The organism is Ramlibacter sp. GCM10027632, assembly GCF_042675325.1.
Lineage (GTDB): Bacteria > Pseudomonadota > Gammaproteobacteria > Burkholderiales > Burkholderiaceae_C > Ramlibacter.
The window spans coordinates 215,460-239,914 of the sequence record NZ_JBHTGW010000002.1; the positions used below are offsets into that span (position 1 = coordinate 215,460).

At 71.1% G+C, this 24,455-nt stretch carries 22 protein-coding genes; 16 read left to right on the forward strand and 6 right to left on the reverse strand.

Annotated elements, in window-relative coordinates; all coding sequences use genetic code 11:
- Positions 1–6: 6 nt before the first annotated feature.
- Positions 7–216, reverse strand: a complete 210-nt coding sequence (locus ACFQZY_RS04410; RefSeq protein WP_377413130.1) for a DUF2892 domain-containing protein — start codon at positions 214–216, stop codon at positions 7–9.
- Between the two features lie 99 nt (positions 217–315).
- On the opposite strand from ACFQZY_RS04410, the gene ACFQZY_RS04415 reads away from it, so the two are divergent.
- Positions 316–651, forward strand: a complete 336-nt coding sequence (locus ACFQZY_RS04415) for an ArsR/SmtB family transcription factor (RefSeq protein WP_377413132.1) — start codon at positions 316–318, stop codon at positions 649–651.
- A gap of 60 nt (positions 652–711) precedes the next feature.
- On the opposite strand, the gene ACFQZY_RS04420 is transcribed toward ACFQZY_RS04415, so the two are convergent.
- From ACFQZY_RS04420 to ACFQZY_RS04435, 4 genes are all read right to left on the reverse strand, one after another.
- Complete coding sequence (locus ACFQZY_RS04420; protein WP_377413134.1) at positions 712–1,737, reverse strand: YeiH family protein; 1,026 nt, start codon at positions 1,735–1,737, stop codon at positions 712–714.
- A gap of 4 nt (positions 1,738–1,741) precedes the next feature.
- Positions 1,742–3,385, reverse strand: a complete 1,644-nt coding sequence (locus ACFQZY_RS04425) for a 3-(methylthio)propionyl-CoA ligase (protein ID WP_377413136.1) — start codon at positions 3,383–3,385, stop codon at positions 1,742–1,744.
- 19 nt (positions 3,386–3,404) lie between these two features.
- Positions 3,405–4,382 carry a Bug family tripartite tricarboxylate transporter substrate binding protein gene (locus tag ACFQZY_RS04430; RefSeq protein ID WP_377413138.1) on the reverse strand — a complete coding sequence of 326 codons (978 nt, stop codon included), beginning with the start codon at positions 4,380–4,382 and terminating at the stop codon, positions 3,405–3,407.
- Positions 4,383–4,511: 129 nt separating this feature from the next.
- Positions 4,512–5,558 (reverse strand): AraC family transcriptional regulator, encoded by a 1,047-nt coding sequence (locus ACFQZY_RS04435; protein WP_377413139.1) that lies wholly within the window; start codon positions 5,556–5,558, stop codon positions 4,512–4,514.
- A 122-nt stretch (positions 5,559–5,680) separates the two neighbouring features.
- Here ACFQZY_RS04435 and ACFQZY_RS04440 point away from each other — a divergent pair, with 122 nt between their 5' ends.
- The 12 genes from ACFQZY_RS04440 to ACFQZY_RS04495 all read left to right on the forward strand — a co-directional run bounded on the left by ACFQZY_RS04440 (position 5,681) and on the right by ACFQZY_RS04495 (position 20,209).
- Complete coding sequence (locus ACFQZY_RS04440) at positions 5,681–6,736, forward strand: 3-keto-5-aminohexanoate cleavage protein (protein WP_377413141.1); 1,056 nt, start codon at positions 5,681–5,683, stop codon at positions 6,734–6,736.
- A 13-nt stretch (positions 6,737–6,749) separates the two neighbouring features.
- Positions 6,750–7,406 carry a DsbA family protein gene (locus tag ACFQZY_RS04445; protein WP_377413143.1) on the forward strand — a complete coding sequence of 219 codons (657 nt, stop codon included), beginning with the start codon at positions 6,750–6,752 and terminating at the stop codon, positions 7,404–7,406.
- Between the two features lie 5 nt (positions 7,407–7,411).
- On the forward strand, positions 7,412–7,990 hold the full coding sequence (locus ACFQZY_RS04450) for an RBBP9/YdeN family alpha/beta hydrolase (protein ID WP_377413145.1): 579 nt from the start codon (positions 7,412–7,414) through the stop codon (positions 7,988–7,990).
- Positions 7,991–8,000: 10 nt separating this feature from the next.
- Positions 8,001–9,794, forward strand: coding sequence for an acyl-CoA dehydrogenase (locus ACFQZY_RS04455; protein ID WP_377413147.1), 1,794 nt, complete (start codon positions 8,001–8,003; stop codon positions 9,792–9,794).
- 76 nt (positions 9,795–9,870) lie between these two features.
- On the forward strand, positions 9,871–11,055 hold the full coding sequence (gene bktB / locus ACFQZY_RS04460; RefSeq protein WP_377413149.1) for a beta-ketothiolase BktB: 1,185 nt from the start codon (positions 9,871–9,873) through the stop codon (positions 11,053–11,055).
- 5 nt (positions 11,056–11,060) lie between these two features.
- The gene (locus ACFQZY_RS04465) at positions 11,061–11,987 is read left to right on the forward strand and encodes an SDR family oxidoreductase (RefSeq protein ID WP_377413151.1); all 927 of its coding nucleotides are present in this window, start codon (positions 11,061–11,063) and stop codon (positions 11,985–11,987) included.
- Positions 11,988–12,005: 18 nt separating this feature from the next.
- Positions 12,006–13,217, forward strand: a complete 1,212-nt coding sequence (locus tag ACFQZY_RS04470) for an acyl-CoA dehydrogenase family protein (RefSeq protein ID WP_377413153.1) — start codon at positions 12,006–12,008, stop codon at positions 13,215–13,217.
- Between the two features lie 20 nt (positions 13,218–13,237).
- Positions 13,238–14,266, forward strand: coding sequence for a phosphotransferase (locus tag ACFQZY_RS04475; RefSeq protein WP_377413155.1), 1,029 nt, complete (start codon positions 13,238–13,240; stop codon positions 14,264–14,266).
- 29 nt (positions 14,267–14,295) lie between these two features.
- Complete coding sequence (locus ACFQZY_RS04480; protein ID WP_377413157.1) at positions 14,296–15,090, forward strand: SDR family NAD(P)-dependent oxidoreductase; 795 nt, start codon at positions 14,296–14,298, stop codon at positions 15,088–15,090.
- A 27-nt stretch (positions 15,091–15,117) separates the two neighbouring features.
- Complete coding sequence (locus ACFQZY_RS04485) at positions 15,118–17,238, forward strand: 3-hydroxyacyl-CoA dehydrogenase NAD-binding domain-containing protein (RefSeq protein ID WP_377413159.1); 2,121 nt, start codon at positions 15,118–15,120, stop codon at positions 17,236–17,238.
- A gap of 171 nt (positions 17,239–17,409) precedes the next feature.
- Positions 17,410–19,197, forward strand: a complete 1,788-nt coding sequence (locus ACFQZY_RS04490; protein WP_377413163.1) for a DUF1302 domain-containing protein — start codon at positions 17,410–17,412, stop codon at positions 19,195–19,197.
- A 31-nt stretch (positions 19,198–19,228) separates the two neighbouring features.
- Positions 19,229–20,209 (forward strand): Bug family tripartite tricarboxylate transporter substrate binding protein, encoded by a 981-nt coding sequence (locus ACFQZY_RS04495; RefSeq protein ID WP_377413165.1) that lies wholly within the window; start codon positions 19,229–19,231, stop codon positions 20,207–20,209.
- A 25-nt stretch (positions 20,210–20,234) separates the two neighbouring features.
- Here ACFQZY_RS04495 and ACFQZY_RS04500 read toward each other — a convergent pair whose 3' ends face one another.
- Complete coding sequence (locus tag ACFQZY_RS04500; RefSeq protein WP_377413167.1) at positions 20,235–21,341, reverse strand: AraC family transcriptional regulator; 1,107 nt, start codon at positions 21,339–21,341, stop codon at positions 20,235–20,237.
- Positions 21,342–21,459: 118 nt separating this feature from the next.
- Here ACFQZY_RS04500 and ACFQZY_RS04505 point away from each other — a divergent pair, with 118 nt between their 5' ends.
- Genes ACFQZY_RS04505 through ACFQZY_RS04515 form a run of 3 tightly spaced genes read left to right on the forward strand, consistent with a single transcriptional unit; the run spans position 21,460 to position 24,426 of the window.
- Positions 21,460–22,440, forward strand: coding sequence for a quinone oxidoreductase family protein (locus ACFQZY_RS04505; protein ID WP_377413169.1), 981 nt, complete (start codon positions 21,460–21,462; stop codon positions 22,438–22,440).
- 36 nt (positions 22,441–22,476) lie between these two features.
- The gene (locus ACFQZY_RS04510) at positions 22,477–23,325 is read left to right on the forward strand and encodes a TauD/TfdA dioxygenase family protein (protein WP_377413171.1); all 849 of its coding nucleotides are present in this window, start codon (positions 22,477–22,479) and stop codon (positions 23,323–23,325) included.
- A gap of 30 nt (positions 23,326–23,355) precedes the next feature.
- Positions 23,356–24,426: a 3-keto-5-aminohexanoate cleavage protein gene (locus ACFQZY_RS04515; protein WP_377413173.1), complete on the forward strand. Its 1,071-nt coding sequence runs from the start codon at positions 23,356–23,358 to the stop codon at positions 24,424–24,426.
- Positions 24,427–24,455: the final 29 nt, after the last annotated feature.

Genomic DNA, 24,455 nt, shown 5'->3' on the forward strand with positions numbered 1-24,455 from the left:
GCCGCCTCAGCACCCGGCGCGCACGCCGAGCCGGCGCAGGATGATCTCCAGCGGGCACCAGCGAGTGAGGGCGCTTTGCAGCAGGTTGGCGCCGACGAAGGCGGTGAGCGCCAGCCACCAGGGGCTGGCGAAGAACGGGCTGCCGGGCACGCCCAGGGCGAGCGACAGGAGGATGAAGCTGCCCGCGGCGAGGCGGACGATCTGCCAGGAAGTCATGGGCAGGGGCCTTTCGTGGAGTTGCCAGGATCTGTTTTCATCATTATTTGCTTATTTGCATTCTTGTGCAAATACGATGAAAAGGATATCCTGCGCGCCATGGACCACCTCCCGCCCGAAGCCCTCGAGGACGTCGCCGCCTACTTCCAGGCGCTGGCCGAGCCCACGCGACTGCAGATCCTGAACCGGCTGCGTGACGGCGAGTGCAACGTGAGCGAGCTGGCCGAGATGTGCGGCTTCAGCGTGGCCAACATCTCGCGCCACCTGGGCGTGCTGACCAAGCAGGGGCTGGTGGCGCGCGAGGGGCGCGGCACCAGCGTCTACTACCGCATCGCCGACCCGGCGGTCTACCAGCTGTGCGACCTGGTCTGCGGCAACATCGCCCGGCACCTGCAGGCCAGCCCGCGCAGCGCCTTCCTCACCGGCGGTCGATAGGGTCAGGTCTTGCAGCAACGCGGCAGTCGCGCGTTGTCGCGTTGCTGCAAGACCTGACCCCTACGCCCCCAGCAGCGCCAGCCCGCCGCAGGCCAGCGCCGCGAGGAACGCGGTCTCGACGGTCATCAGGGCGATCGGCTTCCAGCCGACCGAGAGGATTTCCTTCAGGTGCGACTTCATGCCGATGGCGGCCATGGCGGCCACCAGGCAGGCCTGGGACAGGTCCACCCCCGCGCGCACCACCGGCGCGGGCAGCCAGCCGGTGCTGTTGACGCCGACCAGCACCGCGAAAGCCACCGCGAACCACGGCAGCAGCGGCGGGCGCCGGCCCCCGGCCTGCGCGCCGGGCTGCGCCGCGAGGTGGCGGCGCGCCAGCCATGCCGCCAGCAGGATCACCGGCACCAGCATCGCCACCCGCACCAGCTTGACCAGCGTGGCGGCGTCGCCGGCCTCGTGCGAGATGCTGTAGCCCGCGCCCACCACCTGCGCCACGTCGTGGATGGTGGCGCCGATGAACAGGCCGGCCTGCACACCCTCCAGGTTCAGCCACTGCGCCATCAGGGGGTACAGCACCATCGCCAGCGTGGACAGCGCGCTCACCCCCACCACGGTGAACAGCGTGGCCCGCTCCTTCAGCGGGTGCGCAGGCAGGGCGGCCGACAGCGCCAGCGCCGCCGAGGCGCCGCAGATGGCCACCGCGCCGCCCGTGAGCAGGCCGAAGAACACCTGGAAGCCGAACACCCGCGCCATCACGATGCCGAAGGCGATCGTGGCGGCCACCAGCACCAGCACCAGGCCCAGCGTCTCCCAGCCCATGGCCTGCACCTGGGCCAGCGTGATCCGCAGGCCCAGCAGGGCGACGCCCAGGCGCAGCACCTGGCGCGCCACGAAGTCGATGCCCTCGGCGCACCGCGTCTGCTGCGACAGGAAGTTCAGCGCCATCCCGAGCAGCAGCGCGAACAGCATCACCGGCGCGCCGTAGTGCTGCGCGAGGAACAGCGCGGCGAGGGCCACGATGGCGCTCACGGCCACGCCCGGCCAGCGTGACTCCCACTGCGCCTGGCAGCTGGCGATCAGGGCCTGCATGGCATCAGCCCTGCGCGGCGACGAGGTGGCCGGCGTACTGGTCCCGCAGCCGGTTCTTCAGCATCTTGCCGGTGGCGCCCAGGGGGATCGCGTCGACGAAGACCACGTCGTCCGGCGTCCACCACTTGGCGATGCGGCCCTCGTAGAAGGCCAGGAGTTCTTCCTTCGTGACCGCCATGCCCGGCTTGCGAACCACCACCAGCAGCGGGCGCTCGTCCCACTTCGGGTGGCGCGCCGCGATGCAGGCGGCCATGGCCACGGCGGGATGCGCCATGGCGATGTTCTCCAGGTCGATGGAGCCGATCCACTCGCCGCCGGACTTGATCACGTCCTTGCTGCGGTCGGTGATCTGCATGAAGCCGTCGGCGTCGATGGTGGCCACGTCGCCGGTGGGGAACCAGCCGCGGCCCTGCGCGTCGGCCACCAGGGGGCTGCCCTCGCCCTTGAGGTAGTGGTCCACCACCCACGGCCCGCGCACCATCAGCTCGCCGGCGGCCTGGCCGTCCCAGGGCAGCTCGCGGCCGGCGTCGTCGACGATCTTCATGTCGATGCCGAACACCGCCCGGCCCTGCTTGGCCTGCAGCGCGCGCCGCTGCGCCGCGGGCAGCGCCAGCTGCGCGCCCTTGGGCACGCACACCGTGCCCACCGGGCTCAGCTCGGTCATGCCCCAGGCGTGGATCACCTGAACGCCGTAGCGCTCCTCGAAGGCTTCCATCATCGCCGGCGGACAGGCCGAGCCGCCGATGATGGTGCGGCGCATGGTGGAGAACTTCAGGTCGTTCGCCTGCACGTGGGCCAGCAGGCCTTGCCACACGGTGGGCACGCCGGCCGACAGCGTCACGCCCTCGGCCTCGAACAGCTCGTGCAGCGATTTGCCGTCCAGCCCCGGGCCGGGGAACACCAGCTTGGCGCCCACCATGCACGCGGAGTAGGGCAGGCCCCAGGCGTTCACATGGAACATCGGCACCACCGGCAGGATGGTGTCGCGGCCCGAGAGGTTGAGGGCGTCGGGCAGGGCCGAGGCGAAGGTGTGCAGCACCGTGGAGCGGTGGCTGTAAAGCACGCCCTTGGGGTGGCCGGTGGTGCCGCTGGTGTAGCAGAGGCTGGAGGCGGATTCCTCGTCCAGGTCGGGCCAGTCGAAGGCGTCGTCCTGCGCCTCCACCAGGTCCTCGTAGCACAGGAGGCCGGGGATCACGGACTTCTCCGGCATGTGGGCGCGGTCCACCATCAGCACGAAGTGCTTCACGGTCGACAGGCGCGAGGCCACGGCCTCCACCAGCGGCAGGAAGGTCTTGTCGAAGCACAGCACGCGGTCCTCCGCGTGGTCGGCGATCCAGGCGAGCTGGTCGGCATGCAGGCGCGGGTTCAGCGTGTGCAGCACCGCGCCCGAGCCGGACACCGCGTAATACAGCTCCAGGTGGCGGTAGCCGTTCCAGGCGAGGGTGCCGACGCGGTCGCCGCGGCCCACGCCCAGGGCGGCCATGGCCTTGGCCATGCGGCGCGAGCGGGCCGCGAGGTCGCGGTAGGTGCAGCGGTGGATGTCGCCCTCGACGCGGCGCGAGACCACCTCCTGGTCACCGTGGTGGCGTTCGGCGTGCTTCAGCAGGGAGGCGATCAGCAGCGGCTGCTGCATCATGAGTCCGTTCATGGGGGGCTCCAGGGGGCGGTTACTGCAGCTTGATGCCGAAGGCCTTGACGATGCCGGCGTTGCGCTCGAACTCGGCCTTCGTCGCGGCGGCCAGCTGCGCGGGCGGCGTGTCGGGCAGCATCTCGAAGCCGGCGCCCACCAGGCGGTCACGCACCTTGGGCGAGGCGGCAGCCTTCAGGATCGCGGCGTTGATGCGGTCCACGGTGGCGGCGGGAACGCCGCTGGCGGTCACCACGCCCACCCAGTTGCTGAAGTCCAGCTCGGGGTAGCCCTGCTCCGCGAACGTCGGCACCTGGGGCAGCTGCGGCGAGCGCGTGCGCCCGGCCACGCCCAGCGCCTGCAGCTTGCCGCTGGCGATCAGGGGCTTGGAGGTCGCCATGCCGTCGAACATCAGCGGGATCTGGCCCGCCATCACCTGGGCCAGCGCCGGCGGCGAGCCGGGGAACGGCACATGCTGCATGTCCAGGCCAGCCTTCTGGTTCAGGATCATGCCGGCGTAGTGCGAGGAGGTGCCGGCGCTGAAGGAGGCGAAATTCACCTTGCCGGGGTTGGCCTTGACCCAGGCCACCGCCGACTTCAGGTCCTTGGCCTCGATGCCGGGCGCAGCCACCAGCACCAGCGAGCTGCGGGCGATGGCGGTGACCGGCTTGACGTCCTTGAGCGGGTCGAAGGCCGTCTTCATGACATGCGGGATCTCGGTGAGCACGTTGCTCGCCGTCATCATGATCGTCTGGCCGTCGGCCGGCGCGGTGGTCATGGCCTGCACCGCGATCGCGCCGCCGGCGCCGGGCTTGTTGTCCACCACCACCGGCTGGCCGATGTCGGCGGCGAGCTGGTCGGCCACGATGCGGGCCACCACGTCCATGGTGCCGCCGGCGGGCGCGGGCACCAGCAGTTTCACCGGCTTGTCGGTCCAGGCCATGGCGGCGGGCAGGCTGAGCGCCATGACCGCGGCGCACAGCGCGCGGCGGGCGGAAAGGAAGGGGGTGTTGCGCATGCGTGTCTCCTGTGTTCGGGGCGAAGTCGGCGGGGCGCGCGTGGCCGTTCGCGGTGGCTCGAATGCTAGGCAGCGTGGCCGCGGTTGGCTTGACAATTCACGACAATCACTTGTGATTTGACGACACGGTCACCGGCGAGCCGCCCCGGCCGGCGCGCTGGCGCGGGCCCGCATCACCGAAGGCGCGCACGCGAACTGCGCCGAGAACCAGCGGGTGAACGAGCTCAGGTTGGCGAAGCCCAGGAGCTGCGTCACCTTGCCCAGGGGGTGGGCGGTGCCGACGATGTAGCGCTGCGCGAGCTCGCAGCGCACTTCGTTCAGGAGGGAGGAGAAATGGATGCCGCTGTCGTCCAGCCGCCGCTGCAGGGTGCGCACGTTCATGCCCAGGCCCGAGGCGACCTGCTCCACGCTGGCGCGCCCCATCGGTAGCAGCAGGTACACCGAGCGGCGCACGTCCAGCACGATGGAGCTCTGCCCCGGACGGGGGATGGCGTCGACGAAGGTCTGGGCGTAGCTGGCCATCGCCGCGTCGGCGTGGACATTGGGGCGGTCGAGGTCGGCGGTCAGGCACATCAGGCCGTTGAAGTCGCTGTCGAAGCGCACCGGGCAGCCGAAGAGGCGGCGGAAGATGCGCAGGTCGCCGGGCTCGGCGTGGGTGAAGTGCGCGGACTGCGGCCGCCACTGCGGCCCGAGGATCGCGCGGAAGATCAGGGTCAGCACGCCCACCGCCAGGTCGGTGGACTGCGGGCCGCCGCCGGGCTGGTCGTTCATCAGCTCCTCGCGTATCAGCGTGAGCTTGCCCGCATCCTCGATGTACAGGCCCAGCGATTCATTCAGCAGGTGGCGGTACTGCGAGATGGTGTCCAGCGCGCTGCGCATCGAGGGCTGCTGCGTGAGCAGCAGGCTGATGGGGCCGAAGTCCGAGAGCTGGCGCGCCTCCGCCATCATCAGCCCCAGCGTGTCGCAGCCGCTGACCCGGGCCGACAGCTCCAGCAGGCCCACCGCGCTGTTCACGGGAATCAGGTGGGTCGGGTCGGCCAGCATGCGCTGGGACAGCCCCATCTTCCGCAGCAGCGGCTGCGGGTTCAGCCCCAGCTTGCGGGCCACCTCCTCGTACCGGGACAGCACCACCGCGCGCACTTGCATGGCGGGCGGCGAGGCGGCGGGCTGGTGCATGTCGTCTTCTCCAGGATGGCATGAATTGATAAATGCGTGTCATGCAATGTAAAGGAGTTGGCGACGCCTCGCACCTAAATTCACGCCACCCGGGACACCCCGCATCCACGCAGGAAGGCACCATGAATTTCATCGACGGCTCCCTCTTTCCGGAAAACCAGCAGGAACTCGTCATCACCTGCGCGCCCTATGGGCCGGAGTGGATGCCGGAGGATTTTCCGGAGGACATCCCGGTCACGATGGAGGACCAGGTGCAGAAGGCGGTGGACTGCTACAACGCCGGCGCCACCGTGCTGCACCTGCATGTGCGCGAGCCCGATGGCAAGGGCAGCAAGCGCCTGTCCAAGTTCAATGAACTCATTGCCGGCATCCGCGCCCGCGTGCCGGACCTGATCATCCAGGTCGGCGGCTCGATCTCCTTCGCCCCGGAGGGCGAGGGCGCGGTGGCCAGGTGGCTGTCCGACGACACCCGCCACATGCTGGCCGAACTCCAGCCCAGGCCGGACCAGGTCACCATCGCCATCAACACCAACCAGATGAACGTGGTGGAGCAGATGTGCGAGGCCGACATCCGCGGCACCTCGCTGGCCACGCCCGAGGGCTACCGCGCCTACCGCGAGATGACCATTCCCGCGGGCCCGGAGTGGGTGGAGGAACATATCCGGCGCCTGACCGCCAACGGCATCCAGACCCACTTCCAGCTCGCCAACATCACGCAGCTGGAGACGGTGGAACGCATGATGCGCCGCGGCGTGTGCAACGTGCCCCTGGTCCTCACCTGGGTCGCCATCGGCGGCGGCTTCGACCAGCCGAACCTGTACAACCTCGCCAACTTCGTGCGCGCCTGCCCCGACGGCTCGGTCCTCACGCTCGAGACCTCCATGCTGAACGTGCTGCCGGTCAACCTGATGGCGATCGCGCTCGGCCTGCATGTGCGCTGCGGCATCGAGGACAACATCTGGCAGCCCGATCGCCAGGCCAAGATGGGCACGGTGCGCCAGATCGAGCAGCTGGTGCGCATCGCCCGCGAGGTCGGCCGCGAGGTCGCCGATGCGAAGAAGGCGCGCGAGATCTACCGCATCGGCACCTTCTACAAGGACGCCGACGAGACCCTGGCCGCCAACGGCTTCGCGCCGAACCGCAAGCCGGGCCAGCGTGGCCTGATGCAATTCGCCTGAGGCCGTGGCGCCCATGGACCGACGCCTGCGCATCGACGCCTGGTTCGACCTGGTCTGCCCCTGGTGCTGGATCGGCAGCCGGCACCTGGCCGCCGCCCTGGGCCGCCTCGCCGCCGAGGCGCCGGGCGTGCAGGTCGAGGTGGCCTGGCACCCGGTGCGCCTGATCCCGGGCGTGCCGCCCGAGGGCTGGCCCTATGCCGCGTTCTACGAGCGCCGCCTCGGCGGCCCCGAGGCGGTGAAGGCGCGCCAGGCCCAGGTGCAGGCCGCCGCCGCCCGCGCCGGGTTGGCGATCCGCTTCGACCGCATGACGGTCTTCCCCGACACCGCGGCGGCCCACCGCCTGCTCACGGTGGCTGCGGGCCAGCTGCAGGCCCGGGCCCTCGACGCCCTGCGCGAGGCGCTGTTCGAGACCTACTTCGTGCACGGCGGCCACCTTGGCGACGCCGACACCCTGGCCGCGGTGGCCCGCGCGCACGGCGTCGACCTCGCGCGTGCGCCGTTGCCCGAGGCCCTGCCGGCAGCGTCCGACGCAGCGCCGGTCTCCGGCGTGCCGTACTTCATCTTCGACCACCGCTTCGCGCTCTCCGGCGCGCAGCCCCCCGAGCACCTGCTGGCCGCGATGCAGGCCTGCCTGCGCGAGCCGGAGCCGGCCGCGCCCTCCATGCCTTGAACCCCATGACCTGCGCCGACACCCCTACCGTCCTCATCGTCCCCGGCCTGCGTGACCACGTCGACGCGCACTGGCAGACCCTGCTTGCCAGGCGCCTGCCGCGCGTGCACGGCGTGCCGCCCATGGGCCGCGAGGACCTCGACTGCGCGGCCCGCGTCGCCGCGATCGAACGCGCGATGGACGCCACCGAGGGCCCGGTGGTCCTGGTCGCCCACAGCGGCGGCTGCGTGATGGTGGCGCACTGGGCCCGGGTGACGCGCCATGCGGCCCGCGTGCGCGGCTGCCTGCTGGCCACGCCGCCCGACTTCGACCGCCCCCTGCCCGAGGGCTACCCCACGCTGGCCATGCTGGACGCCGGCGGCTGGCTGCCGGTGCCGCGCGAGCGGCTGCCATTCCGCAGCCTGGTGGCCACCAGCCGCAACGACCCGCTGGGCGACCACGACCGCGTGGTGGTCCTGGCCCGTGACTGGGGCAGCGAGATCGAGGACCTCGGCGAGGTCGGCCACCTCAATCCCGCCTCCGGCTTCGGCGAATGGCCCGCGGCCGACGCCCTGATCGATCGCCTGTCCCACCCCACCGCCTGAACCCGACACCATGAGCTACGTCGCCCCCCTCAAGGACATCCTGTTCAACCTGCGCCACCTCGCCGGCCTCGACGACCTCGCCGCGAGCATCCCCGAGTTCGCCGATGCCGGCCTGGACACCGCGCAGGCGGTGCTGGAGGAATGCGCCCGCTTCGCCCAGGACGTGGTGGCCCCCCTGAACACCGTGGGCGACCGCAACCCGCCGCGCCTGGAAGGCGGCCGCGTCACCACCGCGCCGGGCTTCGTGCCCGCCTACCGCCAGATGGCCGAGGGCGGCTGGCAGGGCCTGGAGCATCCGGCCGAATTCGGCGGCCAGGCCCTGCCCAAGTCCATCGGCGGCGCCTGCCTGGAGATCTTCAACAGCGCCAACGTCGCCTTCGCCCAGTGCGCCTCGCTCACCGACGGCGCGATCGAGGCGCTGCTGGTGGCCGGCTCGCCCGAACTGAAGGCGCGCTACCTGCCGCGCATGGTGCGCGGCGAGTGGGTCGGCACCATGAACCTCACCGAGCCCCAGGCCGGCTCCGACCTGGCCCTGGTGCGCACCCGCGCCGAGCCCGCCGGCGACGGTACCTACCGGATCTTCGGCACCAAGATCTTCATCACCTTCGGCGACCACGACATGGCGGACAACATCGTCCACCTGGTGCTGGCCCGGGTGAAGGGCGCGCCCGAGGGCGTCAAGGGCATCAGCCTGTTCGTGGTGCCCAAGGTGCTGGTCAACGAGGACGGCAGCCTGGGCGCGCGCAATGACGTGCGCTGCGTCGGCCTGGAGCACAAGCTCGGCATGCATGGCAGCCCCACCGCGGTACTGCAGTACGGCGACGAGGGCGGCGCGGTCGGCTACCTGGTGGGCGAGGAGAACCGCGGCCTCGAGTACATGTTCGTGATGATGAATGCCGCGCGCTACCAGTGCGGCATGCAGGGCATCGCCCTGGGCGAGCGGGCCTACCAGAAGGCGGTGCAGCATGCGCGCGACCGCGTCCAGTCCCGCCCGGTCGACGGCTCCTCGGCGAATGCCGTGGCCATCATCCAGCACCCCGACGTGCGCCGCATGCTGATGACGATGCGCGCCCTGGTCGAGGGCTGCCGCGCCATGGCCAGCGTGGCCGCCGCGGCCTGCGACGCCGCCCGCCACCACCCGGACCCCGAGGTGCGCCGCGAGCAGCAGGCCTTCTACGAATTCCTGGTGCCGCTGGTGAAGGGCTACAGCTCCGAGACCGGCCTGGAGGTCACCTCGCTGGGCGTGCAGGTGCATGGCGGCATGGGCTTCATCGAGGAGACCGGCGCCGCGCAGTACTACCGCGACGCCCGCATCGTGCCGATCTACGAGGGCACGACCGCGATCCAGGCCAATGACCTGGTGGGCCGCAAGACCCAGCGCGATGGCGGCGCCTTCGCGAAGTCGGTGGCGCGCCGCATCGCGCAGACCGAGCAGGCGCTGCGCGAGTCCGGCGACGCCCAGGCCCTGGCCGTGGCCGCCCGGCTCACCGAGGCCCGGGGGCTGTTCGAGCGCGCCGTGGACCATGTGGCCGAACACGCCAAGGCCCGGCCCAACGAGGTCTACGCCGGCAGCGTTCCGTACCTGATGCTGGCGGGCAACCTGGTCGCTGGCTGGCAGCTGGCGCGCGCCCTGCTCGCGGCCCAGGCCGCCGCCGCGCGTGGCGAGGACACCGCCTTCATGCAGGCCAAGGTCCACACCGCCCGCGCCTATGCGGACCAGATCCTGCCCCGCACCCATGCCCTGCATGTGGCCCTGGTGGGCGGTCACGCGGGCGTGCTGGGCATGGCGCTCGACGCCTTCTGAGGCCTGCCCGCAACCGATTCGAGAGCGGCGCCCACGCCGCCACCCCTTTCTTCCCTCCCACACAGGAACCCTTCCCATGACCCGTGAAGTCGTCGTCGTCAGCGGTGTGCGCACCGCCATCGGAACCTTTGGCGGCAGCCTCAAGGACACGCCCCCCGCCGAGCTCGCCGCTCGGGTGGTGCGCGAGTCGCTGGCCCGCGCCGGCGTCGCCGGCGCCGATGTCGGCCATGTGGTGTTCGGCCACGTGATCAACACCGTGCCGCAGGACGCCTACCTCTCGCGCGTGGCCGCCCTCAACGCCGGCTGCCCCGAGGGCACGCCCGCCTACAACGTGAACCGCCTGTGCGGCTCGGGCCTGCAGGCCATCGTCTCGGCCAGCCAGTCCATCCTGCTGGGGGACTGCGATGTCGCCGTCGGCGGCGGCGCCGAGAACATGAGCCGCGCGCCCTACCTGAGCGTGAACACCCGCTGGGGCGCCCGCATGGGCGACACCACGCTGGTGGACATGATGATCGGCGCGCTGCACGACCCGTTCCACAGCATCCACATGGGCGTGACCGCCGAGAACGTGGCGCGCGAGTACGGCATCAGCCGCGAGGACCAGGACGCCCTGGCCCTGGAGAGTCACCGCCGCGCCGAGCGCGCCTGGGCCGAGGACCGCTTCCACGGCCAGATCGCCCCGGTGACGCTCAAGACCCGCAAGGGCGAGGTCGCCTTCGACAAGGACGAACACTTCCGCCCCGGCGCGAAGCTGGAGGACTTCCAGAAGATGAAGCCGGTCTTCGTCAAGGAGAACGGCACCGTCACCGCCGCCAACGCCTCCGGCATCAACGACGCCGCCGCCGCCGTGGTGCTGATGGAAGCCGGCGCGGCCCGCGCCCGCGGCGCCCAGCCGCTGGCCCGCCTGGTCGGCTATGCCCACACCGGGCTGGACCCCAAGCTCATGGGCGTGGGCCCGATCTCCGCCACCCGCGCGGTGCTGAAGAAGACCGGCCTCACGGTCAACGACCTCGACGTGATCGAGGCCAACGAGGCCTTCGCCGCCCAGGCCTGCGCGGTCACCCGCGGCCTGGAGCTGGACCCGGCCAAGGTCAACCCCAACGGCTCGGGCATCTCCCTGGGCCACCCGGTGGGCGCCACCGGCGCGCTGATCACGGTGAAGGCGCTGCACGAGCTGCAGCGCGTCCAGGGCCGCTACGCCCTGGTCACCATGTGCATCGGCGGCGGCCAGGGCATCGCCGCGATCTTCGAGCGGTGCTGAGCGCCGTGGCGGCGACGCTCGAGGCGGCCGGGCCCCTGCGGGCCGGCAACACCGCCGTCATCACCGGCGCGGGCTCGGGCCTCGGGCTCGAGCTGGCCCGCCTTGCCGCGCGCCATGGCCTGCGCCTGGTGCTGGCCGACGTCCAGCAGGACGCGCTGGACCGCTGCGCCGAGGCGATGCGCGCCGCGGGCTGCGAGGTGCTGGCGCGCCGGGTCGACGTCTCCGACGCGGCCGACATGCAGGCGCTGGCCGATGCCGCCTTCGAACGCTTCGGCGCGCCGAACCTGGTGTTCAACAACGCCGGCGTGGCCTTCAGCGGCCTGGTCTGGGAAGCCTCTGCGGCCGACTGGGAGTGGGTGCTGGGCGTCAACCTCCGGGGCGTGGTCCATGGCGTGCGCCTGTTCACGCCGATGATGCTGGCGGCCGCGCGGCGCGACCCGGCCTGGCGCGGGCGCATCGTCAACACCGCCAGCATGGCCGGCCTCGTGACACCGCCCAACCTGGGCCTGTACAACGTGAGCAAGCACGCGGTCGTGGCCCTGAGCGAGACGCTGCACCACGACCTGTCCCTGGTCACCGACCAGGTGCGCGCCAGCGTGCTGTGCCCCTACTTCTTCCCCACCGGCATCCACCAGAGCCAGCGCAATCGCGCTGACGCGCCCGCCGCGCCGCCCACGGCCAGCCAGCGCGTGGGCCAGGCCATGTTCGACAGCGCGGTCCAGGGCGGCCAGGTCTCGGCCGCCGAGGTGGCGCAGCGGGCCTTCGAGGCCGTGGCGCAGGACCGCTTCCACGTCTTCAGCCACCCCGGGCTGCTGCAGCCGGTAGCCGACCGCGCCGAGGCCCTGGTGGCCGGGCGCAACCCGCCCGACCCGTTCGCCGCGCGCCCCGAGGTCGGTGCGCGCCTGCGCGCCGCCCTGCGCGGCGCCGAGTAACCCCTTCACGGACGATCCATGGACTTCCAGCACTCCCCGCGCGTGCAGGCGCTGCAGCAGCAGCTCACCGCCTTCATGCAGGACCACGTCTACCCGAACGAGCACCTGTTCGCCGAGCAGCTCCAGCAGGAACGCTGGAAGACGCCGCCGATCATGGAGCGCCTCAAGGCCCTGGCCCGCGAGCAGGGCCTGTGGAACCTCTTCATGCCGGGCCGCGAGCATGGCGGCGCGGGCCTGAGCAACCTCGAGTACGCGCCCCTGGCCGAGATCATGGGCCGCGTGTTCTGGGCGCCCGAGGTGTTCAACTGCAGCGCCCCCGACACCGGCAACATGGAAGTCTTCGCCCGCTACGGCACGCCGGCGCAGCAGGAGCGCTGGCTGAAGCCGCTGCTGGCGGGCCGCATCCGCTCCGCCTACGTGATGACCGAGCCGGCCGTGGCCTCCAGCGACGCGACCAACGTGGAACTCTCCATCCGCGCCGAGGGCGACGAGTACGTCATCGACGGCCGCAAGTGGTTCGCCACCGGCTCCATGCGCGAGACCTGCGAGGTCTTCATCGTCATGGGCAAGACCGACCCGGACAACCCGAACCGCCACCTGCAGCAGTCGCAGGTGCTGGTGCCGCGCGGCACGCCCGGCCTGAGCATCGTGCGGCCCCTCAGCACCTTCGGCTACTGGGAGGAGCCGGGCGGCCACGCCGAGCTGGTGTTCGACCAGGTGCGCGTGCCGCGCGCCAACATCCTCCTGGGCGAGGGCCGGGGCTTCGAGATCGCCCAGGGCCGCCTCGGCCCGGGCCGCATCCACCACTGCATGCGCGTGGTCGGCGCGGCGCAGCGGGCGCTGGAACTGGCCTGCAAGCGGGTGGAGGGCCGGGTCGCCTTCGGCAGGAAGCTCAGCGAGCAGGGCTCGGTGCGCGAGAGCATCGCCGTCATGGCCTCGAAGGTGGAGATGTGCCGCCTGCTCACGCTGCGCGCCGCCGACAAGATGGACCGCGTCGGCAACAAGGCCGCCATGGACCTGATCGGCATGGCCAAGATCATGGTGCCGCAACTGGGCTCGGAAGTGCTCGACATGGCGATCCAGATGCATGGCGCGGGCGGCCTCACCGGCGACTACTTCATGGCCGAGGCCTTCAACTACGCCCGCTGGTGCCGCCTCGCCGACGGCCCGGACCAGGTCCACATGATGGCCCTGGGCAAGCAGGTGATCCGCGAGCTGTCGGCCGCGTGAGCCCGGGGCCCGAGACCCGCATGGCCCACGCACCGAGCGACCCCCACGCCCTGGACCTGCCGCGCCTGCAGGCCTGGCTGCAGGCGACGCTCCCGGGCTTCGGGGACATCCAGTCCTGCGAGAAGTTCGCGGGCGGGCAGTCCAACCCCACGTACCGGCTCCAGACCCGCGAGGCGCAGTACGTGCTGCGCCGCAAGCCGCCGGGGCAGCTGCTGAAGTCCGCCCACGCGGTGGACCGCGAGTACCGCGTGATGCAGGCCCTGGCCGGCAGCGGCGTGCCGGTGCCGCGCGTCCACGCGCTGTGCGAGGACGAAGCCGTCATCGGCTCCCCGTTCTTCCTGATGGCGTTCGTCGATGGCCGCATCTTCTGGGACGGCGCACTGCCCGGGCAGGACCCCGCCTTCCGGGCCCGGGCCTACGAGGCGATGGTGGAGGTGCTCGCCGCCCTGCACCGGGTGAATGTGGACGCCGCCGGCCTCGCCGACTACGGCCGCCCCGGCAACTACTTTGCGCGCCAGGTGGCCCGCTGGAGCGAGCAGTACCGCGCCAGCGAGACCGGCCCCAACCCCGCGATGGAGGCGCTGATCGACTGGCTGCCGCGCCACCTGCCCGCGGACGACGGACGCGTGGCCCTGATCCACGGCGACTACCGCATCGACAACCTGGTGTTCCACCCCGCCGAGCCTCGCGTCCTCGCGCTGCTCGATTGGGAGCTGTCCACCCTCGGTCACCCCTGGGCCGACCTGGCCTACCAGTGCATGCAGCTGCGCCTGCCGCACGACGCGGCGATCCCCGGCCTGGGCGGCCTGGACCGCGCGGCGCTGGGCATTCCTTCCGAGGAGGCCCATGTGCGCCGCTACTGCGAACTCACCGGGGTGGACGCCATCCCCGACTGGAATTTCTACCTCGTGTTCAGCTTCTTCCGGCTGGCCGCCATCCTGCAAGGCGTGAGGAAGCGGGCCCTCGCGGGCAACGCCTCCAGCCGCCAGGCGACCGCGTACGGCGAGCTGGCGCGCCCGGTCAGCGAGATGGCGCTGCCGCTGCTCTGAGCCCCCACTGCCTTTCCTGGAGCCATGCCATGACGACGAACGAATCCCCCGTGCCGCCCCTGGCGGCCTTCTCCCTCCACGGCCGCCGTGCCCTGGTCACCGGCGCCTCCAGCGGCCTGGGCGAGCACATGGCCCGCACCCTGGCCGCGGCCGGCGCCACGGTGGTCCTGGCGGCGCGCAGCACCGAGCGCCTGCAGCTGGTGCTGCGCCAGGTGCGCGAGGCCGGCGGCCAGGCCGAGGCCCTGGCCCTGGACGTGCGCGACGCCGACCAGGTGCAGGCCGCGATGGCCGACCTGCACGATCGCGTGGGCGCGCTGGACATCGTGATCAACAACGCCGGCGTCGCCCGTTACCGCCCGATGCTGGACCAGTCCCCGGACGACTGGGACAGCGTGCTCGACACCAACCTGCGCGGCGCCTGGCTGGTGGCCTGCGCCGCGGCCCGCGCCATGGTCGCCGCCGGCCGGGGCGGGGCGGTGGTGAACATCGCCTCCATCCTGGGCGAGCGCGTGGCCGCCGGCGTCGGCCCGTACGCGGCCTCCAAGGCCGGCCTGATCCAGCTCACGCGCGCCATGGCGCTGGAGTGGGCCCGCCACGGCATCCGCTGCAACGCCATCCTCCCGGGCTACTTCGCCACCGACATGAACCGCGACTTCCTGGCCGGCGAGGCCGGCGAGCGCATGCGCCTGCGCGTGCCTTCGCGCCGTTTCGGCGCGCCCCAGGACCTGGACGGCCCGCTGCTACTCCTGTGCTCCGACGCCGGCCGCCACATCAATGGCGCGGCGCTGCCCGTCGACGGCGGCCACCTGGCCAGCACCCTCTGACAACCCCCACCCGCACGGAAGAACGACATGACCGCACGCTATGAACTGAAACACGACGTGGCCGTGATCCACCTCGACAACCCGCCCATGAACGGCCTAGGCCTGGCCACGCGCCAGGGCGTCATGGCGGGCCTGCGCCGCGCGCTGGAAGACCCGGCGGTGCGCGCCCTCGTGCTGGCCGGGGACCACGGCGTCTTCTCCAGCGGCGCCGACATCAAGGAGTTCGGCTCGCCCAAGGCCTTCGAGGAGCCGTTCCTGGGCAGCGTGATCGCGGCGCTCGATGCCTCGCCCAAGCTGGTCGTCGCGGCGATGCAGGGCGTGGCCATGGGCGGCGGCCTGGAGCTGGCCCTGGGCTGCCACTACCGCCTGGCCGCCCCCGGCCTGCGCGTGGCCCTGCCCGAGGTGAAGCTGGGCCTGATCCCCGGCGCCGGCGGCACCCAGGCCCTGCCGCGCGTGATCGGCGTCGAGCGCGCGCTGGACATGATCCTGGACGGCGAGCCGGTCACCGCCGAGGCCCTGGCCGCCATCCCCGGCCAGCAGCTGTTCGAGCGCATCGCCTCCGCGCCGCAGTTCCTGCTGGAGGAAGCCATCGCCTTCGCCCGCGAGCGCGCCGCCCGCCATGCCGCCGACGGCAGCGCCTTCCCCCGTGTGCGCAACCTGACGTGCCCCTCGCCCGGCGAGGCCTTCTTCCAGCAGGCCCGCGAGCGCGCCGCCGCCGCCGGCCGGGGCCGGCCGCTGCCCGCGCCGCGCCAGTGCGTGGAGGCGGTGGAGCGCGCCACCACCCGGGCCTTCGACGACGGCGTGGCGCGAGAGCGCGCGGCCTTCGTCGGCCTCATGGACACGCCCGAGTGCCAGGCCCTGCGCCATGTCTTCATGGCCGAGCGCGCGGCCTCGCGCATCCCCGACGTGCCGGCCGGCACGCCGCGGCGCGAGGTGCGCGCGGTGGCCGTGGTCGGCGCCGGCACCATGGGCGGCGGCATCGCCATGAACTTCCTCAACGTCGGCCTGCCGGTGAAGCTGCTGGAGATGAAGCAGGAGGCGCTGGACCGCGGCCTGGCCACCATCCGCAGGAACTACGAGGCCCAGGTGAAGAAGGGCAAGCTCGCGCAGGAGGCCTGCGAGCGCCGCATGGCCCTGCTGTCCACCACCCTGGCCTACGAGGACCTGGGCGAGGCCGACCTCGTCATCGAGGCCGTGTTCGAGGACCTGGGCGTCAAGCAGCAGGTGTTCGAGGCGCTGGACGCGGTGATGAAGCCCGGCGCCATCCTGGCCACCAACACCTCCACGCTCGACGTGGACCGCATCGCCGCCTTCACGAAGCGACCGCAGGACGTGGTGGGCCTGCACTTCTTCAGCCCCGCCAACGTGATGAAGCTGCTGGAGGTAGTGCGCGGCGCGCAGACCGCGAAGGACGTGCTGGCCACCGTCATGGCCCTGGCCCGCACCATCCGCAAGACGGCGGTGGTCTCCGGCGTGTGCGACGGCTTCATCGGCAACCGGATGGTCGAACAGTACCTGCGCCAGGCCTTCTTCCTGCTGGACGAAGGCTGCACCCCGGCCCAGGTGGACCGGGCCATCGAGTCCTTCGGCTTCGCCATGGGCCCGTTCCGAATGAGCGACCTGGCGGGCAACGACATCGGCTGGGCGATCCGCAAGCGCCGCTATGTCGACTACCCCGGCATGAAGTACAGCCGCATCGGCGACCTTCTCTGCGAGCAGGGCCGCTTCGGCCAGAAGACCGGCGCAGGCTGGTACGACTACCAGCCCGGCCAGCGCGAGGCGCTGCCCAGCGAGGCGGTGGCCACGCTGCTCGCGCAGCACCGCGCCGCGCTGGGCATCACGCCCCGCGCGGTGCCCGACGAGGAGATCGTGCAGCGCCTGCTGTTCGCCCTGGTCAACGAAGGCGCGCGCATCCTCGAGGAAGGCATCGCCGGCAAGGCCGGCGACATCGACGTGGTCTACCTCACCGGCTACGGCTTCCCCGCCTGGCGCGGCGGCCCCATGCACCACGCCGACAGCGTGGGCCTGGCCCGCGTGGCGGAGGCGATGGAGCGCTTCGCCCGCAACCCGCTGGACGACGCGGCCTTCTGGCAGCCCGCGCCGCTGCTGGCTCGCCTGGCCGCTGAGCACGGAAGTTTCAACGCCTGAACGCCGCCTCGGTGCGTGGCGCATAAAGGCAAATGAATGTCGTGAATGGATAAGTCGCGCCACGGCCATTTCAGAAGAATCGCGCTGGCCACGAAGGCGCACGGGCGTGCGCCGGTGCAAGTGCATCAAGTCCAACGAGTGAAGTCGGACCCATCCAACAGGAGACAACAGATGAAGTTCAACCAGAAGGCCTGGGCGCTGTCCGCGATCGCCGCGGCCTGCCTGCAGGCGCAGGCGTACGAGGTGAAGCTGGACAACGGCGTGCAGGTGAAGGTCAATGGCCTGGTCACCCTGGGCACCCAGATCCGCGCCAACGATCCCAGCCCCGACGGCTATTCCGCCGCCGTGTCCCCGTTCGTGGCCGGCGTGCCGCGCGGCAACCTGGCGGGCCAGAACGGCGGCCCCAACCTGAACTTCTCCAAGGGCGACCAGATCTCCACCGTCCTCAAGGGCGTCGTCGACGTGGACGTCAAGAAGGACAACATCGGCCTGTTCGTGCGCGCCGCCGCCTGGAAGGACTTCGCGCTGGGCGAGAAGAACGTCGCCTATGGCAACTACGTCAACGGCTTCACCCAGGGCGCGCCCCTGGGCGACACCGGCTTCGCCTCCAGCAACCAGTTCAGCAATGCCGAACTGCGCGATGCCTTCGTCTACGGCTCCACCACGCTCGAGGGCGGCAAGACCCTGTCAGGCCGCTTCGGCCGCCAGGTCCTGGCCTGGGGCGGCTCGCAGCTGTTCGCGGGCGGCATCGGCTCGGCCACGAACCCGGCGGACTTCGCCTCGCAGCTGCGCCCCGGCGCCCAGCCCATCGACGGCAGGCTGCCCCTGGGCATGCTCAGCGCCCGCCTGGCCGCCGGCACCGCCTGGAGCCTGGAGGGCTTCGCCGCCTACGAGCACCGCAACAACGTGTACCCGGGCTGCGGCACCTATTTCGACGTGGCCTCCTTCATCGCCGATGGCTGCAACATGATCTCGTTCGCCGGCGCTTCCGAGGCGCAGCGCCTGGCCACCGACCAGTACGTGCACCGCACGCCCGACATCGCCCCCGGCGTGCCCAAGCACTACGGCCTGGCCTTCGGCTTCAAGGCCGACCCGCTGGACGCCGACGTGAAGCTGTACGCGATGAACACCACCGCCTTCGCGCCGACCTACCGCATGACGGTCAATTCGACCACCCCGGGCGTCGCCTCCAACAGCAACTACGGGATGATCTACCCGGACAACGTGCAGGTCTTCGGCGCCTCGTTCACGAAGAAGGTGAACCCGCAGCTCACCACCTTCGGCGAGCTGGCCCTGCGCCACGGGCAGCCCCTGTCCTTCAACGCCTCGGACCTGCTGGGCGCGTTCTTCGGCCGCAGCCCCAATTCGCTGCTGGCCCTGCGCAAGAACATCACGGCCATTCCCGCGGGCGGCACCTTCGACGCCTACGACCGTTTCGACGTCGTCACCGGCAGCCTCGGCGGCACCCAGGTGTTCACCAAGGCCCTGGGCGCCGACCGCATCGCGCTGACCGGCGAGGTGGGCTTCAGCCACATCAACGGCCTGCCCAGCGCGGAGATGATCCGCTTCGGCCGCGGCACCGCCTACGGCGCCGCCGCCTACGTGGGCGCCAACGGCGCGCTGACCGCCTGCGTGGACCAGGTCACGGGCAAGACCTGCACCACCGACGGCTACACCACCAGCAACGCCTGGGGCGTGCGCATGGTGGCCTCGGCCACCTACTCGGGCCTGCCCACCGGCGCCACGATCACGCCCTCGCTGGCGGTGTTCAAGGACGTCAAGGGCTTCTCGTACGACGGCACCTTCTCCGAGGGCCGCACCATGGTCAGGCCTGCCGTGCGCGCCGAGTGGCGGCAGAAGTACTTCGCCGACCTGCAGTACAACCGCTTCTCCGGCGGCCGCTACAACCTGCTGGTCGACCGCAGCTACTGGGCCCTGACGGCCGGCCTGCGCTTCTGACGGCGGCTTCGCCCATCGTGGAGACAACGCCATGAACCCGATCCTGGACAAGCGCCAGTTTCGCAAGGCCCTGTGCGCGGCCCTCCTGGGGCTCGCGCTGCCGGCGGCCTTTGCCTGGACGGACAAGCCCGTCAAGCTCGTGGTGCCGGCGCCCGCCGGCGGCACCATGGACGTGATTGCCCGCCTGGTGGGCGAGCAGCTCGCCGCCGACATCGGCCAGCCGGTGATCGTCGAGAACCGCCCCGGCGCGGGTGGCGGCATTGGCGTGCAGGCGCTGCGCGCCGCGCCCGCCGACGGCCAGACGCTGCTGGTCACCGCCAGCAACGTGCTGACCGAGATCCCCCATGTGCTGAAGTCCGGGTTCGACCCGCTCAAGGACGTCAGGCCGCTGGGGGTGGTCGGCCGCTCGAACCTGGTGCTGGTGGCCGCGCCGAACGTGCCGGCCAAGGACCTCAAGGCCTTCGTGGCCCATGCGCGCAGCAACCCGGGCAAGCTCAGTTTCGCCTCGTACAGCGCGGGCTCCGCTTCGCACTACGCGGGCATGATCCTGAACCAGAAGGCGGGCCTGGACCTGCAGCACGTGCCGTTCCCCGGCTCGCCGCCGGCGCTGGCCCAGGTGCTGGGGGGGCAGATCCCGCTGATGTTCGATGGCTACGTCACCTCCCGCGCCATGATCAGCGCGGGCAAGCTGCAGGCCTATGCGGTCGCCGGCAAGAGCCGCCTGACCCAGTTGCCCGACGTGCCCACCATGACCGAGCTGGGCTACCCGGACGTGAGCTTCTCCAACTGGGTCGGCGTGGTGGCCTCCGCCGCCGTGCCGAACGAGGTGGCGGAGAAGATCCACGACGCGGTGGCGAAGGTCGCCCGCAACCCGAAATTCCGCGGGCGCATGTTCGCCGTGGGCTTCGAGGCGGGCGAGGAGCTGTCGCTCGACCAGTTCGCGCAGTCGGTGCGCACGGAGTACGAGCGCAATGCGGGGATCGTCAGGCAGTTCAACATCCAGTTGAACTGAGGCGGAGGCGGGGTCAGGTCTTGCATCAACGCGGCAGTCGCGCCGCCCGACCGGCCCCGGCCGGGACGGGTGCGCTCAGTGGCCGCCGCCGCGATGCAGCCTGGGCAGGTGGGTCCGGTCGCGTTGATGCAAGACCTGACCCCGTGCCCCGTGCCCGCCACCGCTGCGGCGGCTCGCCGAACTGCGTGGTGAACCAGCGCGTGAACGCGCTGGGCGAGCTGTACCCGAGCATCTGCGAGACCCGAACCAGGGAGTTGCGCGGGTTCTCGATGTAGCGCTGCGCCAGTTCGCGGCGCACTTCATTGAGCATGTCGGTGAAGCTGGCGCCGGCCTCGTCGAGCCGGCGCTGCATGGTGCGCACGCTCAGGCCCAGGCCCTGGGCGACATAGGCGCTGCTGGCATTGCCGCTGGCGAGCATCAGGTAGATGGCCTTGCGCACCTCCTGCACCAGCGAGGCGTCGCCGGCCTGGGGCAGGGTGTCCACGAAGCGCTGCGCGTGGCGGGCCAGGGCGGGCGCGGCCGCGGGGTTGGGCGCGTCGAGGTCGCCGGCACGGCACACCAGGCCGTTGAACTCGCTGCCGAACTCCAGCCGGCAGTCGAACACGCGCTTGTGCAGCGCCAGGTCCCTCGGCGCCGCATGGGTGAAGTTCACGCTGTAGGGCCGCCAGCCGGCCCCCAGCACCGCGGAACACAGGCGCATCACCACACCCAGGGCCAGCTCGATCGACTGGCGCGAGGCCAGCCCCCCCACCAGCTCCGCACGCACGGTCACGAAGGCGCCGGCCTCCTCCAGGTCCAGGGCCAGTGAATCGTTGATCAGGTGGCGGTAGGCGATGGTGGCGCGCAGCGCCTCGCGCAGCGTGGGCTGGTGCGAGATCAGCAGGCTCACCGCGCCGAAGTCCGAGACCTGCCGCGACTGCGCCAGCCGCAGGCCGAACTGCGGGTCCCCGCTGGCCTGCGCGGCCAGCTCCAGCAGGCGGATGGCCGCCTCCGCGGGAATGCGCTGGTCCGGGTCCTCCAGCAGCGCCCGGCTCAGGCCCACCTGCCGCAGCAGCGGCACCGGATTGAGCCCGCGCGTGCGCGCCACCTCGAAGAAGTTGGTCAGGGATGCCGCGCGGACCGAAATGCTCATGGCATGAAATGGTAAGGGCCTGGCGTCAACGGGAAAGCGGGGAAAACCCGTCCTGCCTACATTGCCCCATCGGCCGCCCGTACCGGCGCGGCCCCATTCCAGGACGAAGAGACAAGCCATGGCCACAGTGATTCGCATGCACCGCACCGGCGGACCGGAGGTGCTCCAGGTCGAGACGATGGAGGTCGGCGCGCCCGGCCCCGGCCAGGTGCTGCTGCGGCATGCCGCGGTGGGCCTGAACTACGCCGACACCTACTTCCGCAACGGCACCTACCCCGTGCCCCTGCCTGCCGGCATGGGCGTGGAAGGCGCCGGCACCGTGCTGGCGGTGGGCGAGGGCGTGGACAACGTGGCGCCCGGCGACCGCGTCACCTACACCGGCTTCCTCAACACCCTGGGCGCCTACAGCACGGAGCGCCTGGTGCCCGCCGCTCCCCTGATCAAGCTGCCCGACGCCATCGGCTTCGAGACCGCCGCCGCCATGACCATGCGCGGCCTGACCTCGGCCTACCTGATGCGCCGCATCCACCCGTTCAAGGCCGGCGACACCGTGCTGCTGCACGCGGCGGCCGGCGGCGTGGGCCTGATCGTCTCGCAGTGGGCGAAGCTGCTGGGGATCACCGTGATCGGCACCGTCTCCACCGAGGAGAAGGCCGCCGTCGCCCGCGCCCACGGCTGCGCCCACACCATCAACTACAGCCACGAGGACGTGGCCCAGCGGGTGCGCGAGATCACCGGGGGCCGCGGCGTGGACGTGGTCTTCGACAGCGTCGGCAAGAGCACCTTCATGGCCTCGCTGGACTCGCTGCGCCGGCGCGGCCTGATGGTCAGCGTGGGCACGGCCAGCGGCACCATCGACGGCTTCAACCCCAACCTGCTGGCGCAAAAGGGCTCGCTGTACCTCACGCGCCCCGCGCTGGCCGACTACATCGCCGACCCGGCGGAGAAGGCCGAACTCGCGGCCGAGGTCTTCGGCCATGTCGCCGCCGGCCGCATCCGCATCGAGATCAACCAGCGCTACGCGCTGGAGGACGCTGCCCAGGCGCACCGCGACCTGGAGTCGCGCAAGACCACCGGCTCGTCGATCTTCGTGATCTGACGCGCGCCCCCCGACGAGAGAACGAGGAGACACCCGATGAAGATCGAGCAACTGACCTGCGCCATCGGCGCCGAGCTGGTGGGCGTGAGCCTGGCCGACGCCGCCCGCGACGACGGCCTGTTCCAGGAGATCAAGGCCGCCCTGCTGAAGCACAAGGTGCTGTTCCTGCGTGACCAGGACATCAGCCGCGCCGACCACGTGGCCTTCGCCCACCGCTTCGGCCAGCTCGAGGACCACCCGGTCGCCGGCAGCGACCCGGACCACCCCGGCCTGGTGCGCATCTACAAGAACCCCGACCAGCCCAACGACCGCTACGAGAACTCCTGGCACACCGACGCCACCTGGCGCGAGTCGCCCCCCATGGGCTGCGTGCTGCGCTGCGTGGAGTGCCCGCCGGTGGGCGGCGACACCATGTGGGCCAACATGGCCCTGGCCTACGAGAAGCTGCCGGCCCAGGTGAAGGCCCAGATCGACGGCCTGCGCGCGCGCCACAGCATCGAGGCCACCTTCGGCGCGGCGATGCCGACCGAGAAGCGCCTGGCGCTGAAGGCCCAGTACCCGGATGCCGAGCACCCGGTGGTGCGCACCCATCCCGAGACCGGCGAGAAGGTGCTGTTCGTCAACGGCTTCACCACCCACTTCACCAACTTCCACACGCCCGAGAACGTGCGCTATGGCCAGGACTTCACGCAGGGCAGCGCGGCGCTGCTGCAGTACCTGATCAACCAGGCCATGGTGCCCGAGTACCAGGTGCGCTGGCGCTGGAAGCCCAACTCCGTGGCGATCTGGGACAACCGCGCCACGCAGCACTACGCCGTGATGGACTACCCGCCCTGCCACCGCAAGATGGAGCGCGCGGGAATCATCGGCGACAAGCCCTTCTGAAACCGAACGACCCCGAACCCGAAGCAAGCGATGAACTTCCTCGACGGCCACCTGTTCCCCGAGAACCAGCAACCCCTGATCATCACCGCGGCGCCCTACGCGCCCTCGTGGATGCCCTCCGACTTCCCGCAGGACATTCCGGTCACGATGGAGCAGCAGATCCAGAAGGCGGTGGACTGCTACAACGCCGGCGCCACCGTGCTGCACCTGCACGTGCGCGAGCTCGACGGCCGCGGCTCCAAGCGCCTGTCCAAGTTCAACGAGCTGATCGCCGGCGTGCGTGCCCGCGTGCCGGCGATGATCATCCAGGTCGGCGGCTCGATCAGCTTCGCCCCCGAGACCGACGGCGCCAAGGCCAAGTGGCTGTCCGACGACACCCGCCACATGCTCGCCGAGCTGGACCCCAAGCCGGACCAGGTCACGGTGACCATCAACACCTCGCAGATGAACATCCTGGAGCACATGGAGGACGGCGACCTCCAGGGCACCTCGATGGAGGACCCGGCGGTGTTCCAGGCCTACAAGGAGATGACGGTGCCGGCCCAGCCCGGGTGGGCCGAGGAGCACATTCGCCGACTCAGCGAGGCCGGCATCCAGAGCGCCTTCCAGTGCTACAACATCAACAGCTTCGAGTCGGTGGAGCGCCTGATGCGCCGCGGCGTCTACAAGGGCCCGCTGGTGATGAACTGGGTCGCCATCAGCGGTGGCATGGACGCCCCCAACCTGTACAACCTCTCCAACTTCGTGCGCGCCACGCCCGACGGCGCGGTGCTCACGGTGGAAAGCTCCATGCGCAACGTGCTGCCGATCAACATGATGGGCCTGGCCCTGGGCCTGCACGTGCGCTGCGGCATCGAGGACAACCTGTGGAACCAGGCCCGCGACGCCAAGATGTCCACGGTGGAACAGGTCGAGCAGCTGGTGCGCATGTCGCGCGAGTTCGGCCGCCCCATCGCCACCGCGAAGCAGGCGCGCGAGATCTGCAAGATCGGCGTGTTCTACGACACCGTCGAAGAGACCCTGGCCGCCAACGGCTTCGCCCCCAACCGCCCGGGCGCCAACCAGGGCTTCCTGCGCCGCACCGACAAGTCCATGGCCTGAGGCCCCCGAGGCGCGCCGCCGCCCGCGCA

Excerpts from the sequence above, each read along its gene's own strand:
- ACFQZY_RS04450 (WP_377413145.1), top strand. The coding sequence starts at position 7,412 with ATGACCTGCGCCGACACCCCTACCGTCCTCATCGTCCCCGGCCTGCGT.
- ACFQZY_RS04500 (WP_377413167.1), bottom strand. The coding sequence starts at position 21,341 with ATGAGCATTTCGGTCCGCGCGGCATCCCTGACCAACTTCTTCGAGGTG.
- ACFQZY_RS04470 (WP_377413153.1), top strand. The coding sequence starts at position 12,006 with ATGGACTTCCAGCACTCCCCGCGCGTGCAGGCGCTGCAGCAGCAGCTC.
- ACFQZY_RS04415 (WP_377413132.1), top strand. The coding sequence starts at position 316 with ATGGACCACCTCCCGCCCGAAGCCCTCGAGGACGTCGCCGCCTACTTC.
- ACFQZY_RS04475 (WP_377413155.1), top strand. The coding sequence starts at position 13,238 with ATGGCCCACGCACCGAGCGACCCCCACGCCCTGGACCTGCCGCGCCTG.
- ACFQZY_RS04425 (WP_377413136.1), bottom strand. The coding sequence starts at position 3,385 with ATGAACGGACTCATGATGCAGCAGCCGCTGCTGATCGCCTCCCTGCTG.
- ACFQZY_RS04435 (WP_377413139.1), bottom strand. The coding sequence starts at position 5,558 with ATGCACCAGCCCGCCGCCTCGCCGCCCGCCATGCAAGTGCGCGCGGTG.
- ACFQZY_RS04445 (WP_377413143.1), top strand. The coding sequence starts at position 6,750 with ATGGACCGACGCCTGCGCATCGACGCCTGGTTCGACCTGGTCTGCCCC.
- bktB (WP_377413149.1), top strand. The coding sequence starts at position 9,871 with ATGACCCGTGAAGTCGTCGTCGTCAGCGGTGTGCGCACCGCCATCGGA.
- ACFQZY_RS04420 (WP_377413134.1), bottom strand. The coding sequence starts at position 1,737 with ATGCAGGCCCTGATCGCCAGCTGCCAGGCGCAGTGGGAGTCACGCTGG.
- ACFQZY_RS04455 (WP_377413147.1), top strand. The coding sequence starts at position 8,001 with ATGAGCTACGTCGCCCCCCTCAAGGACATCCTGTTCAACCTGCGCCAC.
- ACFQZY_RS04510 (WP_377413171.1), top strand. The coding sequence starts at position 22,477 with ATGAAGATCGAGCAACTGACCTGCGCCATCGGCGCCGAGCTGGTGGGC.
- ACFQZY_RS04440 (WP_377413141.1), top strand. The coding sequence starts at position 5,681 with ATGAATTTCATCGACGGCTCCCTCTTTCCGGAAAACCAGCAGGAACTC.
- ACFQZY_RS04480 (WP_377413157.1), top strand. The coding sequence starts at position 14,296 with ATGACGACGAACGAATCCCCCGTGCCGCCCCTGGCGGCCTTCTCCCTC.
- ACFQZY_RS04515 (WP_377413173.1), top strand. The coding sequence starts at position 23,356 with ATGAACTTCCTCGACGGCCACCTGTTCCCCGAGAACCAGCAACCCCTG.
- ACFQZY_RS04485 (WP_377413159.1), top strand. The coding sequence starts at position 15,118 with ATGACCGCACGCTATGAACTGAAACACGACGTGGCCGTGATCCACCTC.
- ACFQZY_RS04490 (WP_377413163.1), top strand. The coding sequence starts at position 17,410 with ATGAAGTTCAACCAGAAGGCCTGGGCGCTGTCCGCGATCGCCGCGGCC.
- ACFQZY_RS04495 (WP_377413165.1), top strand. The coding sequence starts at position 19,229 with ATGAACCCGATCCTGGACAAGCGCCAGTTTCGCAAGGCCCTGTGCGCG.
- ACFQZY_RS04430 (WP_377413138.1), bottom strand. The coding sequence starts at position 4,382 with ATGCGCAACACCCCCTTCCTTTCCGCCCGCCGCGCGCTGTGCGCCGCG.
- ACFQZY_RS04505 (WP_377413169.1), top strand. The coding sequence starts at position 21,460 with ATGGCCACAGTGATTCGCATGCACCGCACCGGCGGACCGGAGGTGCTC.
- ACFQZY_RS04410 (WP_377413130.1), bottom strand. The coding sequence starts at position 216 with ATGACTTCCTGGCAGATCGTCCGCCTCGCCGCGGGCAGCTTCATCCTC.